The 16,897-nt window shown below is 73.2% G+C and carries 15 protein-coding genes and 2 pseudogenes; 10 read left to right on the top strand and 7 right to left on the bottom strand.

What is annotated here, in order from left to right:
* The first annotated feature begins 41 nt into the window (after positions 1-41).
* From KIS93_RS09455 to KIS93_RS09440, 4 genes and pseudogenes are all read left to right on the top strand, one after another.
* Entirely contained in the window at positions 42-1,451 is a 1,410-nt protein-coding gene (locus tag KIS93_RS09455; RefSeq protein WP_230466368.1) for an acyltransferase family protein, read from the top strand.
* 426 nt (positions 1,452-1,877) lie between these two features.
* Positions 1,878-2,852 carry a type 1 glutamine amidotransferase family protein gene (locus KIS93_RS09450; protein ID WP_186404052.1) on the top strand — a complete coding sequence of 325 codons (975 nt, stop codon included), beginning with the start codon at positions 1,878-1,880 and terminating at the stop codon, positions 2,850-2,852.
* Entirely contained in the window at positions 2,750-3,070 is a 321-nt protein-coding gene (locus tag KIS93_RS09445) for a cysteine--tRNA ligase (RefSeq protein ID WP_186404051.1), read from the top strand. The genes KIS93_RS09450 and KIS93_RS09445 overlap by 103 nt, the downstream gene beginning before the upstream one ends.
* 214 nt (positions 3,071-3,284) lie before the next feature.
* Positions 3,285-4,039, top strand: a pseudogene (locus tag KIS93_RS09440) (MBL fold metallo-hydrolase).
* A 22-nt stretch (positions 4,040-4,061) separates the two neighbouring features.
* Here KIS93_RS09440 and KIS93_RS09435 read toward each other — a convergent pair.
* The gene (locus KIS93_RS09435) at positions 4,062-4,685 is read right to left on the bottom strand and encodes an FMN-dependent NADH-azoreductase (protein WP_080040664.1); all 624 of its coding nucleotides are present in this window, start codon (positions 4,683-4,685) and stop codon (positions 4,062-4,064) included.
* Between the two features lie 136 nt (positions 4,686-4,821).
* Positions 4,822-6,108, bottom strand: coding sequence for an ABC transporter ATP-binding protein (locus KIS93_RS09430; protein WP_080040663.1), 1,287 nt, complete (start codon positions 6,106-6,108; stop codon positions 4,822-4,824).
* 223 nt (positions 6,109-6,331) lie between these two features.
* On the opposite strand from KIS93_RS09430, the pseudogene KIS93_RS09425 reads away from it, so the two are divergent.
* The 3 genes and pseudogenes from KIS93_RS09425 (at position 6,332) to KIS93_RS09415 (ending at position 9,792) form a co-directional block, all read left to right on the top strand.
* Positions 6,332-7,809: pseudogene (locus KIS93_RS09425) on the top strand (glycoside hydrolase family 13 protein).
* A 5-nt stretch (positions 7,810-7,814) separates the two neighbouring features.
* Entirely contained in the window at positions 7,815-8,840 is a 1,026-nt protein-coding gene (locus KIS93_RS09420) for a LacI family DNA-binding transcriptional regulator (protein WP_080040661.1), read from the top strand.
* Positions 8,841-8,907: 67 nt separating this feature from the next.
* Positions 8,908-9,792, top strand: coding sequence for a carbohydrate kinase family protein (locus tag KIS93_RS09415; protein ID WP_080046973.1), 885 nt, complete (start codon positions 8,908-8,910; stop codon positions 9,790-9,792).
* Positions 9,793-9,887: 95 nt separating this feature from the next.
* On the opposite strand, the gene KIS93_RS09410 is transcribed toward KIS93_RS09415, so the two are convergent.
* Positions 9,888-11,099, bottom strand: a complete 1,212-nt coding sequence (locus tag KIS93_RS09410) for an MFS transporter (RefSeq protein WP_168005920.1) — start codon at positions 11,097-11,099, stop codon at positions 9,888-9,890.
* Positions 11,100-11,232: 133 nt separating this feature from the next.
* Between KIS93_RS09410 and KIS93_RS09405 the strand changes: the two genes are divergently transcribed.
* Together KIS93_RS09405 and KIS93_RS09400 are read left to right on the top strand one after the other, a co-directional pair.
* Entirely contained in the window at positions 11,233-11,874 is a 642-nt protein-coding gene (locus KIS93_RS09405; protein WP_222107366.1) for a bifunctional 4-hydroxy-2-oxoglutarate aldolase/2-dehydro-3-deoxy-phosphogluconate aldolase, read from the top strand.
* An 82-nt stretch (positions 11,875-11,956) separates the two neighbouring features.
* On the top strand, positions 11,957-12,676 hold the full coding sequence (locus KIS93_RS09400; RefSeq protein WP_222107365.1) for a FadR/GntR family transcriptional regulator: 720 nt from the start codon (positions 11,957-11,959) through the stop codon (positions 12,674-12,676).
* An 83-nt stretch (positions 12,677-12,759) separates the two neighbouring features.
* Here the strand turns inward: KIS93_RS09400 and KIS93_RS67375 are convergent, their stop codons facing one another.
* The gene (locus KIS93_RS67375) at positions 12,760-13,062 is read right to left on the bottom strand and encodes an alpha/beta fold hydrolase (protein ID WP_186404050.1); all 303 of its coding nucleotides are present in this window, start codon (positions 13,060-13,062) and stop codon (positions 12,760-12,762) included.
* Between the two features lie 2 nt (positions 13,063-13,064).
* Positions 13,065-13,655 carry an alpha/beta fold hydrolase gene (locus KIS93_RS67370; RefSeq protein WP_186404049.1) on the bottom strand — a complete coding sequence of 197 codons (591 nt, stop codon included), beginning with the start codon at positions 13,653-13,655 and terminating at the stop codon, positions 13,065-13,067.
* 186 nt (positions 13,656-13,841) lie between these two features.
* Here KIS93_RS67370 and KIS93_RS09385 point away from each other — a divergent pair, with 186 nt between their 5' ends.
* Entirely contained in the window at positions 13,842-14,714 is an 873-nt protein-coding gene (locus KIS93_RS09385) for a D-isomer specific 2-hydroxyacid dehydrogenase family protein (RefSeq protein WP_186404048.1), read from the top strand.
* A 10-nt stretch (positions 14,715-14,724) separates the two neighbouring features.
* On the opposite strand, the gene KIS93_RS09380 is transcribed toward KIS93_RS09385, so the two are convergent.
* The gene (locus tag KIS93_RS09380) at positions 14,725-15,183 is read right to left on the bottom strand and encodes a DUF4352 domain-containing protein (RefSeq protein ID WP_186404047.1); all 459 of its coding nucleotides are present in this window, start codon (positions 15,181-15,183) and stop codon (positions 14,725-14,727) included.
* On the bottom strand, positions 15,165-16,793 hold the full coding sequence (locus tag KIS93_RS09375; protein WP_186404046.1) for a serine/threonine-protein kinase: 1,629 nt from the start codon (positions 16,791-16,793) through the stop codon (positions 15,165-15,167). The genes KIS93_RS09380 and KIS93_RS09375 overlap by 19 nt, the downstream gene beginning before the upstream one ends.
* Between the last annotated feature and the right edge of the window lie 104 nt (positions 16,794-16,897).

Below are 16,897 nucleotides of genomic sequence, written 5' to 3'. Positions count from 1 at the left end.
GCGCAGGCATCACCACGGCCGGAAAGGGTAGGTTGAGGCGAGTGTCCGCAGCCGCCCTTCCCGCCGTGCCGCCCACCGGGCCCTCCGCCGCATCATCCGCCGCATCATCCGCCGCATCATCCGCCGGGTCACCCACCGCGTCACCCACCGCGTCACCCACTGGGCCGCCCGCCGTCCCGGCCGCCGCGCGGCTCGCCTGGCTGGACGCCCTGCGCGGCATCGGCGCGCTCGCCGTCGTGGCCGAGCACCTCCTGCCGTGGTTCCTGCCCGCCCTGCGGCCCTACTGGTTCAGCCTGGGCGTCTACGGCATCCTCGTCTTCTTCCTGGTCAGCGGCTACATCATCCCGACGTCCCTGGAGCGGCACGGCGACGTCAGAGCGTTCTGGATCAGCCGCTTCTTCCGCCTCTACCCCCTCTACCTCGGCGTCATCGCCCTCGTCCTGGCCCTGGCCTGGTGGGTGCCGGTGCGCGGGGAGGTGCCGCGCGACGGCAGCGCGGTGGCGGCGCACGCGACCATGCTGCTCGACGTCGTCAGCGTCGGCGGCGTCGCCGACACCATGTGGACGCTGTCGTACGAGATGGTGTTCTACCTGCTGGTCACGGCGCTGTTCCTGACGCGCGGGCACGGCCGCAGCGGGCTGCTGTCGATGGCGTTCGCGGCCGGGGCCGTGGTGGTGGGGCTGGTGGCGTCGGGCGCGGCGGTCAAGGGCGGCTGGCCGGCGTACGCGTCGTGCGCGGTGTTCGTCGTGGGCCTCGCCGGGGTGCTGCTGGGCCGGCTCCGCACGGTCGCGGCCTGCGTGCTCGGCCTCATGGCGGTCACGTTGCTGGTGCTGAGCAGCCGGGTGCCGTGGCTCGGGGTGGCGGTGCTGGCGGTGATGTTCGCGGGCACGGCGATCCACCGGTGGGAGCGCGGCACCGGCGGCCTGTGGCCGGTCGCGGTCACCGCGGCGCTGGTCGCGATCGCGCCCCTGTGGGCCGTCGAGAGCGGCTGGTGGTGGGTGGAGGCCGACGTGTGGATCACCACGATCGCGCTGGCGGCGGCCACGTTCGCGGGCGGGATGGCGCTGCGCGGGCGGCGGCTGCCCCGGGCGCTGGTGTGGTTCGGGCTGATCAGCTACTCGCTCTACCTGGTGCACCACCCGCTGCTGAAGTACTTCGTGCAGCTCTCAGGCGACCTGCGGCGGGCCGACCTGCCGGTCCAGCTCGGCATGGCGGCGCTGGCCGTGGCCGCCGTCGTCGGCGTCAGCGCATTGACCTACCGCTACGTCGAGCGGCCCATGCAGGCGCTGGGCCGGCGCGTGTCACGCCGATGCCGTCGCGGGCTCCAGGGCGGCGGCGACCAGCGGGTGGCGGGCCAGCACCCCCGACACGACCGGGTCCTCGGCCATCAGGAACGCCAGGTGCCTGACCGCGTGCGCGACCACGTTGGCCAGGGCGATCCGCTCGGGTGACGGCGTCGCCGGGGCATCGCCCCGGGCGATCTCCAGCACCGGCACCTCCACGGCGGCCCGCCAGGGCTCGGGGTCGGGGCAGATCGCGTACGTCAGCACGATCCTCCCGTCCGGCTCGTGCCGCCAGCTCGTGGAGTGCACCACGACACCAGGATCGCCGGCCGCGACGCCGGCCAGCCTGCGGGCGGCCGCGTCGGGGCTCTCCCCGCGTAGTGGCTGGGTAATGGCATGGCGGTACGCCCACCGGCGGCCGGTGCTCACCCGTAGCATGAGCGTCTCAACCGAGACCACGTGTCTCCCCGTCACCGACGACAACTTACTGCCAATCATATGCAACTGCATCTGTGGGGCATGTCTGTCCTGCTCTTGAAAGTTCATGGCGGGCCGGGGTGTAGTCGAGGGCGTGCGAGAGAGAGGCTCACACTCATGCCCGGTTTGCTGGTGCTGATGGGGTCGGGCGAGACGAGCCCGACCATGGTCGAGATCCACCGCGCCGCCGCGCGGACGCTGCGCGCGGGGGCGCGAGCCGTGCTGCTCGACACGCCCTACGCCTTCCAGGAGAACCGGGCCGACATCTCCGCCCGCGCCCGCGGGTACTTCGCCCAGAGCGTCGGCCTGGATGTCGAGGTGGGCTCCGCGATCGCGGGCGCCGACTGGGTGTTCTCCGGGCCTGGCAGCCCCACGTACGCGCTCGACCGGTGGGCCGCCTCCGGCCTGGCCGGCGACCTGCGCGCCAGGATCCGCGCCCGCGAGGGCGTCACCGTGCTGGCCTCGGCCGCCGCCTGCACCGCCGGCCTGGCCACCGTGCCGGTCTACGAGATCTACAAGGTCGGCGCCGAGCCCCACTGGCGCGAGGGCATCGACCTGCTGGAGCCGCTCGGCCTGCGGGCGGTCCTCATCCCGCACTTCGACAACGCCGAGGGCGGCACCCACGACACCCGCTACTGCTACCTCGGCGAGCGCCGGCTGTCCCGCATGGAGCGCGAGCTGCCGCCCGGCACGGCGGTGCTCGGGCTCGACGAGCACACCGCCCTGGTCATCGACCTGGAGAGCGAGTCCGTACGGGTCGCCGGGCGTGGCGGCCTGACCGTCCGCCTGCCCGGCTCGCACACCGTCCTGCCCACCGGCACCCGCACCAGCCTCGACGAGCTGCGCCGCCTCGCCGAGGGCCGCGCCGGCACCCCCGTCCCGCCCCACCCGCCGACCCCGAGCCCGGCGCGCCCGCCGAGGTCACGCTGGAGGAGTCCATCCGCTCGTGCGAGGAGCTCTTCAAGACCGCCGCCGACCGCCCCGACCTGGTGGCCGCCGCGCAGGCCGTCCTCGACCTGGAGGCCGAGATCGTCAAGTGGGCCGCCGACACCGAAGAGGACGCGGGCGGGGTCGAGCAGGCCAGGGAGCTGATGCGGCTGCTCATCGCCCGCCTCGGCGAGCTCGCCCAGACCGCCGCCCGCCGCTCCGCGGGCCTGCCCGCCCTGGTGGAGCCGCTGGTGGAGCTGCGGGCCGAGCTGCGCGGCAAGGGCTGCTACGACGTGGCGGACGCCCTGCGGGAGGCGATGGCGCGCGGCGGGGTCTCGGTGGAGGACACCCCGACGGGCCCCCGCTGGTCGGTGCTCTCCTGACCGTCGGCCGGTGTCCGACGTACAAGGGCGGCCGGATCGTGCTCCCGCCGGCTCGGCGCTTGGCAGAGCGAACCGCTCAGCACTCGGGTGAGTGCGGCGCGGGTGTCGTCCGCCAGGGTGTGCGGGCGCTCAGCTTGTCGCCGAACCGCGCGGGCCGAACCGCGATCGAGCCGCCCGCCTCACCATCCATCGCCCGTCCGACGAGGAGCACCCCATGACCGAGCCGCTCGTCATCACCCGGATCACCCACAGCTGCCACCTGATCCAGATCGGCGGCCTGACCGTGCTGACCGACCCCTGGTTCTCCCAGCGCCCCTTCTACCACCCGGGCGAACCGATCGCCCTGCGGCCCGAGGCGCTGCCGCACCTCGACGCGGTCGTGATCAGCCACGAGCACTACGACCACTGCGACCTCGACGCCTTCCGCCGCTACCCCGCAAGGACGTGCCGCTGCTGGTCGCCGGACCGGTCGTCGAGAAGGCTCGCAAGGCGGGATTCAGCCACGTCCGCGCGCTCGAGCCGTGGCAGTCCGCGCGGGTCGGCGACCTGACCATCTCCGCGGCACCCGGCGAACACGGCGTCTACGAGGTCACCTACGTGATCAGCGGCGGCGGGCGCAGCGTGTACTTCGCCGGAGACACCCTGCTCATCCCGGAACTGCACACCCTCACCGACCGCTACGGCCCGCTCGACGTCGCCCTGCTTCCCGTCAACGGCCTGCGCATCCGGATGCCGCGCAGCAGGCAAGTCGTCATGAACGCCGAGGAGGCCGCCGAGCTCACCGCCACCCTTCGCCCCAAACTCGCCATCCCCCAGCACTACGCCTTCACCGGCGGCACGATAGGCGACACGCTCTTCCTCAAGAGCGACAAGGACCCCGCCCTCTTCGTCGACGCCGTCCACCGCCTCGTCCCCGACGTCCCGGTCAAAGTCATCAATCCGGGCGAGCCACTGACCGTCACCCCGTGACCCCGCCCGGCGGCGGGTGTCGCTAGAACGTCCTGGCGATCTCGCGGGCGCGCTCGTCCGCCTGCTTGCGCTCATGCTCGTACGAGCCCGTCAGCGTCGGGTGATGGCGGACGGCCTGGACGTCGGCGATGCCCGCCCACTTCAGCCACTCCTCGAAGAACGTGGACTGGAAGTCGAGCCCGAACTCCGGCCCCAGCCCCGGCCCCCACACGGCGCTGGTGTAGACGACGGCGGCGCGCTTGCCCGTGACGAGACCGCGGTAGCCGGTCTCGGGGTGCACGTCGAAGACCATCGCGGGCTGGCTGACGACGTCGATGAACTGCTTCAGCTTGTACGGCACGCCCGAGTTCCACATGGGCACGCTGAACAGGTAGCGGTCGTAGGAGTCGAAGCGCTCGAAGGTGCGTACCGCCGCCGCCCACGCCTGCGCCTGCTCGCCCTGCGGGGTGCCGCCGCCGAACACGGTCATCTTGGCGTGCGCGGCGGCCGGGCCGAACTCGGGGAGGGTGCCGTCCCACAGGTCGAAGTGGTCGACGGTGGAGCCGGGGTGGGTGGCGAGGTACTCGTCGGTGAACGTGCGGGCGATGGCCAGGGAGATGGACTCCGCTCCGCGCGGCGAGGCGGAGATGTGCAGCAGGCGGCTCATGGTGCCGGGTTCCTTTCGCATCACGTGCGGACTGCGGTCCGTATACGTGAGAGACGATACGGACTGCGGTCCGATTTTGCAAGCGAAAGAAGGGCCGGGCACCGTCGAGGATGCCCGGCCCGAAGGGATCAGGGGGTCAGCGGCGGGGCGGGTCGATGCGCGCGCCGTCCAGAGTGAAGATCATGATGCGGGAGAGGTCCACCCCGACCTTGGCCGCGTCGCCGGTCCGCCAGATGGGCCGGTTGCCGAGCCGGACGATCAGGTCGGAGCGGCGGTGGATGCCGCTGCCGGCGTGCGCCCCCACCTGCTCCTGGTCCTGCCACTCCTGGTCGTGGCGCGGGAACAGCCGCCGCACCAGGCCCGACAGCTTGCCCGAGCCGTTCTTGTCGCCGCCCGCGCGCCGGGCGCGCGGGTCCGGCGGCTCGGGTACGGGCACGGCCGGCATCCCGCACTCCAGGTACGCCAGCCACTCGTGCCCGTGGTACTCCAGCGCCCGCACCCGCCCGAAGAACGACGGCCCCTCGTACGACTCCGGCACCGGGGCGAGCCCGTCCGGCCGCATGCCCACGAGGACCTGGCCGCCGGTGTGCTGGGAGATGGCGTACGCCCTGGGATCGCTCCACGGCATCGTGAGCCGGTGCGGGCCGAAGTCGAGCATGACGTACTGGTTCTGGGGCGTCCTGACATGGGCCGCCAACAGGTTCAACTGCTGGGAGTTGAGGAAGGCCGCGACGAAGGCCGTCGCTGGATCGTTGTAAATCTGGGCCGGAGTTCCGACGTCCTGGAGGACGCCGCGGTTGAGTATCGCGATCCGGTCGGCCAGGGTCAGCGCCTCGACCTGGTCGTGCGTGACGTAGATGGTGGTGACGCCGAGCGACCTGACCAGCGCGGAGATCTCCATCCGCAGCTCGGTGCGCATGCCGGCGTCGAGGTTGGACAGCGGCTCGTCCATGAGGAACAGCTTGGGCTGGCGCACGATCGCCCGTCCCATCGCCACCCGCTGCCGCTGCCCGCCGGACAGCGTGCCGGGGCGGCGGTCGAGGGTCTCGTCGATGTGCAGCACCTTCGACAGCTCGGTGACGCGCTCGCGCACCAGCGCCGGGTCGGACTTGGCGATCTCCAGCGGGAAGGCGATGTTCCCGCGCACCGTCCGGTGCGGGTAGAGGGCGCCGTTCTGGAAGACCATGGCCACGTCGCGGTCGCGTGGCGCCAGGTGGTTGGCCAGCTCGCCGTCTAACCAGAGCTCGCCTTCGGTGATCTCCTCCAGCCCTGCGATCATGCGCAGCAACGTCGACTTGCCGCATCCGGAAGGGCCGAGGAGGACGAGGAACTCGCCGTCTTCCGCCCGCAGGCTCAGCCGGTCGACTGCGAGGTAGTCGCCCGGATACACCTTGGTCACTTTATCGAGAACGACCGAGCTCATGGGCCCACACCTTGCGCGCGTGTCACCTGTGACGAGGCTGATTGAAGAGGTAGTACATCGCGCCTTAACGCCGCATGTCCACCCTTGACATAAAGAATCTCCTTCATGGGTGTTTCGGCTGGGGGTTTTGGGCATCCGAACGCCTAAATTTCCGGATCTGAGTGGCGTGGAAGGACTTGCGTAAAGTTGCGGAAAGGGCTTTCATAGTCGAGACCTACGGGGGATGAACACGGGGGAGACCATGACCGCTTGGTGGCGGAACGCCGCGATCTACCAGGTCTACGTGCGCAGTTTCGCCGACGGCAACGGCGACGGGATCGGTGACCTGATCGGCGTTCGCGATCGCCTGCCGTACCTGGCCGGCCTGGGGGTGGACGCGATCTGGCTGACGCCCTTCTACCCCTCGCCCATGGCGGACTTCGGCTACGACGTGGCCGACCACCGGGACGTCGACCCGCTGTTCGGCACGCTCGCCGACGCCAAGGCGCTCATCGACGAGGCCCACGAGCACGGCCTGCGGATCATCGTGGACATCGTGCCCAACCACACCTCCTCCGCCCACCCCTGGTTCCAGCAGGCGCTGCGCGGCGAGCGACGCGATCGGTACATCTTCCGCGACCGGCCGAACGACTGGGAGTCCATCTTCGGCGGGCCCGCCTGGACGCAGGTCGAGGACGGGCAGTGGTACCTGCACCTGTTCGACCCCGCCCAGCCCGACCTCAACTGGGACAGCGAGGAGGTGCGCGGCGAGTTCCTGTCGATCCTGCGCTTCTGGCTCGACCTGGGCGTGGACGGCTTCCGCGTGGACGTCGCGCACGGCATGGTCAAGCCGGCCGGCCTGCCCCACATCGGCCGCGGCAACCAGGCCAGGATGGTCGGCAGGGAGCCGGTGCCGTTCTTCGACAACGACGGCGTGCACGAGATCCACCGCGCCTGGCGGCGCGTGCTCGACTCCTACCCCGGCGAGCGGATCGGCGTGGCCGAGGCGTGGGCGCCGACACCGGAGCGGCTGGCCAGGTACGTCCGCCCCGACGAGCTGCACCAGGCGTTCAACTTCCACTACCTGTTCGCCCCCTGGGATGCCGCCGAGCTGCGGACCGTCATCGACTCCTCGCTCGCCACGGCCGGCTCGGTGGGCGCGCCGACCACCTGGGTCCTGTCGAACCACGACGTCAAGCGGCACGTCACCCGCTACGGCAGCCTGGCGCGCGCCCGCGCCGCCGCGCTGCTCACGCTCGCCCTGCCCGGCTCCGTGTACGTCTACAACGGCGAGGAGCTCGGCCTGCCCGAGGTGCTCGACCTGCCGGAAGAGCTGTGCCAGGACCCGCAGCGGCTGCGCGACCCCGACAGCGGCCGCGACGGCTGCCGCGTGCCCATGCCGTGGACGCGCGACGGCGGCTGGACCGACCGTGGCTGCCCATCCCGGACTCCTGGGCCGAGCTGAGCGTGCAGGCCCAGCAGGGCGTGCCCGGCTCGACGCTGGAGCTGTACCGCGCGGCGCTGCGGCTGCGCCGCGCGCTCGACGGCGACCTGACGTGGCGCGACTCGCCGGAGGGCACGCTCGTCTTCTCCCGCGGCCCGTTCGTCTGTACGGTCAACCTGACCGGCGAGCCCGTGGACTTCGGCGTCGCCGGAGAGCTCCTGATCGCCTCCGATGTCCCTGGAGCAGCGGATTCGGCGGCCTGGTGGAAAGTAAAGTAAGTGCCATGAACGGTCACGCTCGCCTAGCCGACATCGCCGCCCAGGCCGGGGTGAGCGAGGCCACGGTCAGCCGGGTTCTCAACGGGAAACCCGGTGTCTCGGCCGCCACCCGCCAAGCGGTCATGACCGCGCTCGACCTCATGGGCTACGAACGCCCGCCCCGCCTGCGGCAACGCAGCAACGGCCTGGTCGGCCTGGTCACGCCCGAGCTCGACAACCCGATCTTCCCCGCGTTCGCACAGGCCATCGAGAAGGCGCTGACCCAGCACGGCTACACGCCCGTGCTGTGCACCCAGCTCCCCGGCGGCGCGCCCGAGGACGAGTTCACCGAGCTGCTCGTCGATCGCGGCGTCAGCGGCATCGTGTTCGTCTCCGGTCTGCACGCCGACACCACCGCCCGGATGGACCGCTACACCCGCCTGACCGACCGCGGCCTGCCGATCGTGCTGGTCGACGGCTACAGCGAGCACATCGACGCGCCCTTCATCTCGCCCGACGACCGCATGGCCGCGCGGCTGGCCGTGCAGCACCTCGTCGACCTCGGCCACGAGCGCATCGGGCTCGCGCTGGGGCCGCGCCGGTTCGTCCCCGTGATCAGGAAGATCGAGGGCTACCGGCAGACGATGGCCCAGCTCCTCGGCGCGACCGACGTCGACGACCTCGTCGCCCACTCGCTGTTCTCCGTGGAAGGCGGGCAGGCCGCCGCCGCGCAACTGCTCGCCCGCGGCTGCACCGGCATCGTGTGCGCCAGCGACCTCATGGCACTCGGCGCGATCCGCGCCTGCCGGGAGAAAGGGCTCGCCGTGCCCGCGGAGGTGTCGGTGGTCGGGTTCGACGACTCGCCGCTGATCGCGTTCACCGACCCGCCGCTGACCACGGTGCGCAAGCCGATAGGAGCGATGGCGTCGGCCGCCGTGCAGACCCTGCTCGAAGAGGTCAACGGCGCGCCCGCCAAGCACGTCGAGCTGATCTTCCAGCCGGAGCTCGTCGTCCGCGGCTCCACCGGCTCCGGCCCCCTGGTCAACCGGTGAGCGCCCGCCTGCTCGCGCTCGGAAGATCCGGCTCGCGGGCCGGTCGGTGCGCCTCGTGGGGTGGCCGGTGAGCGCCGACGTTCTCGTGCTCGGCGGGTCCGGGGTCGACACCACCGTGTACGTGCCCGAGCTGCCCCTGCCGTATCGCGACACCTACCACGTGCCGCCGGTCGTCGACCGGATCGGCAACACCGGCTCCGGCGTCGCCCTCGGCTGCCACGCGCTCGGCCTCGGCGTCGTCTTCGCCGACCTCATCGGCGACGACCCGCAGGGCGCGCTGATCCGCCACGCGCTGCGCGACCTCGACTGCCGCTGGGGCCCCGCCGCGGCCGGCACCACGCGCAGCGTCCTGCTCGTCGGCCCCGACGGGCGCCGGCTGTCGCTGCACGACCCGAAGGCCACGCCCGGCGAGCGCCTGCCCAGGCACCTGTACGCCGACGTCGACGCTGCCCACGTGCACGTGTCGATCAGCGACCGCTGCCGCGACGCCTACCCCGACCTGGAGGGCAGGTCCGTCTCCACCGACCTGCACGACTGGGACGGCGTCAACGACTACCACCACGACTTCGCCTACCGCTCCGACCTGGTGTTCCTGTCGTCCACCGCCCTGCCCGCCCCGGCCGCGACGATGCGCGACATCATCGCGCGCGGGCGCGCCCGCACGGTCGTGTGCATGCGCGGCGCCGACGGCTGCCTCGTCCTGACCCGCGACGGCGGCGACGTGCGCGCCTTCCCGGCCGAGCCACTGCCCGGCCCGGTGGCCGACAGCAACGGCGCGGGCGACGCGTTCGTCTCGGGCTTCCTGTACGGGATGCTGCGCGGCCGGCCGCTGGAGGAGTCGGTACGGCTGGGCGCGATCGCGGGGGCGCACGCGTGCACGGTCGCCGGCACGCACGAGTCACCGATCACCGAGCCGCTGCTCCTGGCCAGAGCCGGGACGCCGGCGGGGTGAGGGCTCAGGCGCAGGCCGGGTGACGGGGCCTCAGACGTCCGCCCGGGGGCCTCAGGCGTCCGCCCGCGGGGCCTGGGGCGTCCGCCCGCGGGGCTTCAGGCGTCGGCTCGCTGGGACCGGTCCAGCTCGCGCCAGGCCCGGCCGACGAAGGGCGGCAGCGAGATCAGCAGGTAGACGCAGGTGAAGGCGAACAGGGTGGGGCCCAGGCCGACGACCTCGGTGAGCGCCCCGGCCGCCAGCCCGCCGAGCGGCATCCCCGCGTACGCGGCGGCCGTCATCGCGCCGATCACCCGGGCCCGCAGCGGCGCGGGGATCCGGCCGTACTGGAGGATGGCCAGGATCGGGTTGATGGCCCCGGCGGCGAAGCCGGACACCGCCGTGACGGCGAGCGCCACGGGGAACGGCGCGCCCATGGCCAGCACCAGCACGCGCGGCACCCCGGCCATGAGGAAGGCCCACCCGTAGGTCAGGCGCATCGGCAACCGGCCGCCGGCCGTCCCGTACACGATGGTCCCGGCCACCGCGCCGGCGCCGAGCGCGCCGGTGAGCAGCCCGAACGCGCGGGGATCGCCGGCCACCTCGCGCGCGTACAGCGCCAGCAGCACCTGGGTGACGCCGGTGTCGAGCAGGTTGACCACCACGATCATGGTGGTGGCGCTGAGCTGCAGCCGGTCGCCCCACAGGAAGGTCAGCCCGGCCCGCAGCCCGTCCAGGTACCCGCCGGGCTCGCGCCGTCCCCGCCGCACGCGCGGCACCCCGGCGGCGATCAGCGTCGCCGACAGCAGGAAGGTCACCCCGTCCACGAGCAGCAGCATGCTCGGCCCGAGCCACAGGATCAGCACCCCGGCCAGCGGCGCCCCCACCATCGCGGCGCCCCGGTAGACGCCGTCGTAGGCGGAGGTGGCCCGCTCGATCCGCACGCCGGCCGCCGTGGACAGGTCGGGCAGCATGGCCTTGCGCGCGGTCTCGCCGGGGGTGGCCGCCAGCCAGCGCAGGAACAGCAGCACGAGCAGCAGCGGGTAGCTCAGCCCGGTCGTCAGGAACAGCACCGGCACGGCCAGCACGATCAGCCCGCTGGCCAGGTCCGACAGCACGCTCGCCGCGCGGAACCCGAGCCGGTCCACGATCGAGCCGCCGAACGCGGCGGAGATGACGGTGGGGAACGTCGTGGCGAACGAGGCCACCCCCGTGAGCACGGCGCTGCCGGTGGTCTCCAGGACGAACCAGGGGACGGCGAGGATGGACAGGATGTTCCCGGTGACGGAAAGGGCGTTGGCGGCCAGCAAGGTGATGAATGGACGCCTCACGCGTAATGCCCCCGGGGCCACGATCTCCAATTGTCAGCGTTCCTCATGGGCGGCTTGTGGTCAAGAGAGCCCATTTGATGGCCGTTCTAACAGCATGTCGTAAATAAGGTGATTTAATAGTACGATTCCGGACGTGAAGAGTCCTCTGTACCGGTGGGAGCTCGTCCAGGCCGTCACCGGGCAACGGGTGTTCGGGATCGTCAGGAGCGCCGGCCCGCAAGAGGCGGTGGCCGCCGCCGAGGCCATGCTGGACGCCGGCCTCAATGCCGTCGAGGTGGCGCTCACCACGCCCCGCGCCCTCACCGCCGTCGCGCGGCTGGCCGAGCAGCGGCCCGACGCCCTCGTCGGCGCCGGCACCGTGCTCGACGAGGCCGCCGCCCGCGCCGCCGTCGAGGCCGGGGCGTGTTTCCTGGTCTCACCCCACCTCAACCCCGGCGTGATCCGCACCGGCCACCGTTACGGCGTGCCCGTCTTCCCCGGCGCCGCCACGCCGACGGAGATCGTACGGGCCCTGGAGGAGGGGGCCGACGCCGTGAAGCTCTTCCCCGCCTCGGCCGTGACGCCGTCCTGGCTGCAAGCCGTGCGAGCCGCGATCCCGCAGCTGCCCGCCATCCCGACGGGCGGCGTCACCATCGACGACGCCCCCGGCTGGATCGCCGCCGGCGCCATCGCCTGCGGCATGGGCTCCGCCCTGACCTCCGGCGGCGCCCAGGCCGCCGAGCGACGCGTCACGACCCTGCTCACCCGCCTCGCACAGGCGGGCTCCCCGGTATGAAGCCCCAGAGCTCGCACGCGGAGGTACCGGGCGTGAGGCTGCCGGGCATGACGCTCCGGAGTTCGCGCAGGCAGGTGGCGGGGTGAAGCTCCAGGGCCTGCACGGGCAGGTGGTGGACGGGCTCGGTCGCTCGCTGGCCGCCGGTGAGCTGCGCGCGGGGGAGGTGCTGCGGCTGGAGGACGTCCAGGAGCGGTTCGGCGTCTCCCGCACGGTCGCCCGCGAGGCCGTACGCGTGCTGGAGTCCAAGCGGCTGGTCAGCAGCCGCCCCCGGGTCGGCGTCACCGTGCGCCCGATGACCGCCTGGAATCTCTACGACCCCCAGGTGATCCGCTGGCGCCTCACCTCGCCGGGACGCGAGACGCAGCTGCGCGAGCTGGCCGAGCTGCGGGCCGCCGTCGAGCCCGCCGCCGCCGCGCTGGCCGCCCGGCACGCCGACCCCGCCGCGCGACAGGAGCTGCTGGCCGCCGCGCGCGCCCTGATCGCCGCCGCGCGGGCCGGCGACAGGCACGGCTTCGTGACCGCCGACGCAGCCTTCCACCGGGTGCTGCTGGGCGCGTCGGGCAACGGCATGTTCGCCCAGCTCGCCTCGGTCACCGAGGAGCTGCTGGTGGCCCGCCGCGACCTGCTCCTCCTGCCGGAACGCCTGGACAACCCGGCCGTCCGCCGCCACCTCGACGTCGCCGCCGCCGTCACCGAGGGCCGCGCCGACGACGCCGCCCTGGCGACCGCCTCGATCGTGGCGGCGGCCCACGACGAGGTCAAAAGCCTCCTGGAGGGTACGGCCTGCCCGCTCGTGATGTGAGCCGGCGAGCGCCCGGCCTGGCCACGGAGGCCGACGTGAGCCGGCGAGCGTCCGGCCCGGCCTGGCCCCGGGGGGGGCACGGGTCAGAGTCCGGTTCCCGCCGTGGTCGCGCGTCCGGCCAGGGCCGCCAGCTCGTCCGCGATCGACGGCCAGAGCCCCGGCGGCAGGTCGTGGCCCATGCCCGGATACACGACCAGGCGCGCGTCCGGGATGGCGGCGGCCAGCTCCCGGGCAGAGCGGAGGCGCACCATGGGGTCCGCCTCGCCGTGCAGGACGAGCGCCGGGGCCGTGACGCCGCCCAGCCTGGGGAGCAGGTCGCCGGTCGCGTTCAGGGCGGCGGCCTGCCGCATCGTGCCCGGCCCCGGCTCCGGGCACCGGTCGAACATCGTCAGGGCGATCCGCCGCCACAGCTCCTCGTCCAGCGGGTACTCGGCGGTGGTGAGCGGCCGGACCGCCTCGACGAACCCCGCGCGTAACCGTCCCGGCCGGGCGCGGGGCGCCGCAGTCCCTTGGCGAGCATGCGCAGGAGCGCGCCCGGCCGCATCCGGCTCAGGCGCCAGCCCGCGTACGAGGCGGCCAGGCCGAGCGTGCGGACCCGGTGCGGCTGGCGCAGCGCGGTGACCTGGGCGATGACCCCGCCGGCCGCCGCGCCGAAGAGGTGCGCGCTGTCCCAGCCGAGCGCGTCCATGACCGCGACAGCGTCGTCGGCCAGGTCGTCCAGCGTGTACGCCGGCTTCCTCCGCCTCCCGAACCGGCCCGGGGCCTCCGCCTGCCCGATCTGCGACGAAAGCCCCGAGTCGCGGTTGTCGTACCTGACCACGGCGAACCCCCTGGCCCCCAGCTCGGCGCAGAGCCCGTCCGCCCAGGCGACCATCTGCAGGCCCGTGCCGACGACGAGCAGCAGCGGCTCCCCGTCCGGTGCGCCCATTCGCTCGTAGGCGAGGCGCACCCCGCCGTTGTGCGCGAACTCGATCCGCATGCCACCCCCTCCGTTTTTAATGCACTTGCATTGTAAAGGAGAAAGGGCGTTTCTCAATGTGGTCGCATGAAAAAACATGTCTCGTGCTATCCGGACATCAATGCCGATATATGCTCACTCGTGATCAACGTGCTATGACCGGGAGGCTGCCCCGATGACCGTCGCCGTCCACGTCGGCCCGAGCCCGTGCCCGCGCTCATCGACGCCGTCCGCCGCGCCGGCGCCCGCGCCGTGCCCCTGGCGGAGGCCGAGGCGATCGTCTACTACGGCAACGACGACCCCGGCGAGGTGCGCTCCATGCTCCACGAAGGCATCCGCTGGGTGCAGCTCCCGCACGCCGGCGTCGAGCGGTGGGCCGACGCGGGCGTCATCACCGGGCATCCCGTCTTCACCGCCGCCACCGGCTCGTACGGCCGGCCCGTCGCCGAGCACGCGCTGGCCCTCATGCTCGCCGCCGCCCGCAACCTGCACCGGCTGGCCAGGGCCACCACGTGGCTGCCCAACACGTCCAGGGAGCTGACCGGCTCGACCGTCGCGATCGTGGGCTGCGGCGGCATCGGCCGGGCGCTGATCGGGCTGCTGGAGCCGTTCGGCTGCCGGATCGTCGCCGTCAGCGACCGCGGCGCGGTGCCGGGCGCGGACGTCGTGCTGCCGCGCGCCCGCTACCGCGACGCGCTGCCCGAGGCGAACTACGTGGTCGTCGCCGCGCCCGCCACGCCCGGCACCAGGGGGATGTTCGGCACGCACGAGTTCGGGCTCATGCGGCAGGACGCGTGGCTGGTGAACGTCGCCCGAGGCGGCCTCGTCGTCACCGCCGACCTGGTCGAGGCGCTGCGCTCGGGCCGCATCGGCGGGGCGGCGCTCGACGTCACCGACCCGGAGCCGCTGCCCGACGGCCACCCGCTCTGGACGCTGGAGAACGTGCTCATCACCCCGCACTCCGCCAACCCGCGCCCCGCCTACTGGCGCGGCCTGGCCGAACGCGTCACCGAGAACGTGCGCCGCTTCCGCGCCGGCGAACCCCTGGAAGGCGTGGTCTCCCCGGCACAGGGCTTCTGACCCCTCAAAGCTACGGGAGGTTGAGCCGGGCCCCGGTGCTCAGCCCCGAGTCGTGCACCTCGAGCCCGACCGGGTCGAGCCCCTTCGGCAGCTCGAACACCAGCGCGCCCACGAACGACGCGCCCGCCTCGATCCGGATCGGCGTGATCTCCTTGCCGCCCTTGTCGAGCAGCTTGGTGCCGCCGTGCAGCTCGTCGTCCTCGTCGATGAGCTTCTGCTGGCCGGGGTAGAGCACCCTGGCCTCCGCGCCGACGTTCCTGACCTGCACGCCGATCTGGCACGTGCGCTCGTCCGCGTCCTTGGCCGGCTTGGCGCACTTGGCGCTGGTCACGTCGAAGCGCAGCTTGCCGTCCTGGACCGGGCCGTCCTCGCCGACGGCGGGGGAGCGGAACACCCACGCCAGCACCGCGAGCAGCACCACCATGAGCACGACGGCGATCACCAGCGCCGTCAGGCAGCCGGCGAGCACGCCCCGCTTGGGCCGGGCGGCGCCGTAGCCGGGCAGCGGCGCCTGGCCGGTGGCCGTGTGGTCGGGCAGCGGCCCCTGACCGGTGGTCGAGTGGTGCGGCAGCGGCGGCTGTCCCGCCGGGGGTTGCAGCGGGAACTGGCCGGTCTGGTGCGGTAACGGCATCCGGCCACCACCGGGCTGCCGCCCCCGCGACGAGCCGGGCGTCGGCCCGGTGCGCTCGGCGGGCGGCGGCTGCGGCGCCACGTGCCCGGTTCCCGGCACGCCCTGCGGCCCCCGCGAGGACCCCGGCGTGGGGCCGGTGCGCTCGGCAGGCGAGGGCGCCCGGCTCGCCCCGGGCGTCGGACCCGTGCGCTCGGCCGGATGCGGCTGCTGCGCCATGCCGTGCGGAGGCCCCGTGCGCTCCGCCGGATGCGGCTGCGCGACCCCGGCCGGAGGCCCGGTGCGCTCGGCCGGGTGCGGCTGCGCGACCCCGGCCGGGGCCCGGTGCGCTCGGCCGGAGGCACCGGCTGGGGCCCGCGCGACGAGCCGGGCGTGGGCCCGGTGCGTTCGGCGGGCGGCGGCTGCGGGGCGCGGGAGGAGCCCGGCGTCGGGCCCGTGCGCTCGGCCGGAGGCGGCTGAGGCGGCCGGTGTTGCTCCCCGTGCCGGTGCTGCTCCCCATGCCGAGGCGGCATCGGAACGTGGCCGGTGCGGTCGGGCGGCGGCATCAGGGGGCCGAACTCCGACGGGTTCCACGCGTTCGTCAGATGCTTGGTGGCGGCGAGCTGCGCGGCCGGCTCGTCGGACGCCTCCACGAGCTCCAGCAGGAGCTGACGGGCCGTGGGCCGGCGCGCCGGGTCGGGGTGGATGGCGGCGGCGACCAGCCGGTCGAGCGGCGTGGGCAGCCCGCGCAGGTCGGGCGGCGCCTGCCGGGCCCTGGCCGCCATGACGTACGCGTCGCCTTCGCCGAACGGATGCCCGCCGAGCCCCGCGTACGCGATCAGCGACCCCCACGCGAACACGTCGCCCGCCGGGCTGGAGACGCCTTCGAAGACCTGCTCGGGAGCGATCCAGCCGGGGGTGCCCATGACCATGCCGGCGTTGGTGTGCCGGGAGTGCACGTGCGTCGAGCGCGCCAGCCCGAAGTCGATCACGCGGGGCCCGGCGAGGGTCAGCATGACGTTGGCGGGCTTGAGGTCGCGGTGCACGAGCCCGGCGGCGTGGATGGCGGTGAGCGCGGCGGCGACGCCGACGGCGGCGGCGTGCAGCACGGACGGCGACAGCGCCCCGTGCTCGATGAGGTGGTCCTCTAGGGAGATGCCGTCGATGTACTCGGTGACGAGGTAGAGGACGCCCCGGTCTTCGCCGTGGTCGAGCACGCGCGCGGTGCAGAACGAGGCGACCTTGCGCGCGTTGGACACCTCTTCGTGGAAGCGGGCCCGGTAGACGGGGTCGGCGGTGTAGTCGCGCCGGATCGCCTTGAGCGCCACCCGTGAGCCGTCGGCGGCCTTGTCGATGGGCACGGCGAGGTAGACGACGCCCATGCCGCCGGAGCCGAGACGGCCGATCAGCTCGTAGGGGCCGATCGCCGGCGGATCTTCCGGCTGCAGAGGAGTGCCTGTGGAGCGCCCCAACGTCGCCGTCCTCTCGCCGTCGTCATCCCGTCTCAATCCGAACCGATCCTCCCGCCGGTTCGTCCTCTGGCAACCCCGAATGGCAACCCGAACCGTTCCGCCGC

It is taken from the genome of [Actinomadura] parvosata subsp. kistnae (assembly GCF_900323885.1).
Classification (GTDB): domain Bacteria; phylum Actinomycetota; class Actinomycetes; order Streptosporangiales; family Streptosporangiaceae; genus Nonomuraea; species Nonomuraea composti.
This window is presented reverse-complemented; position numbering and strand designations above follow the sequence as displayed.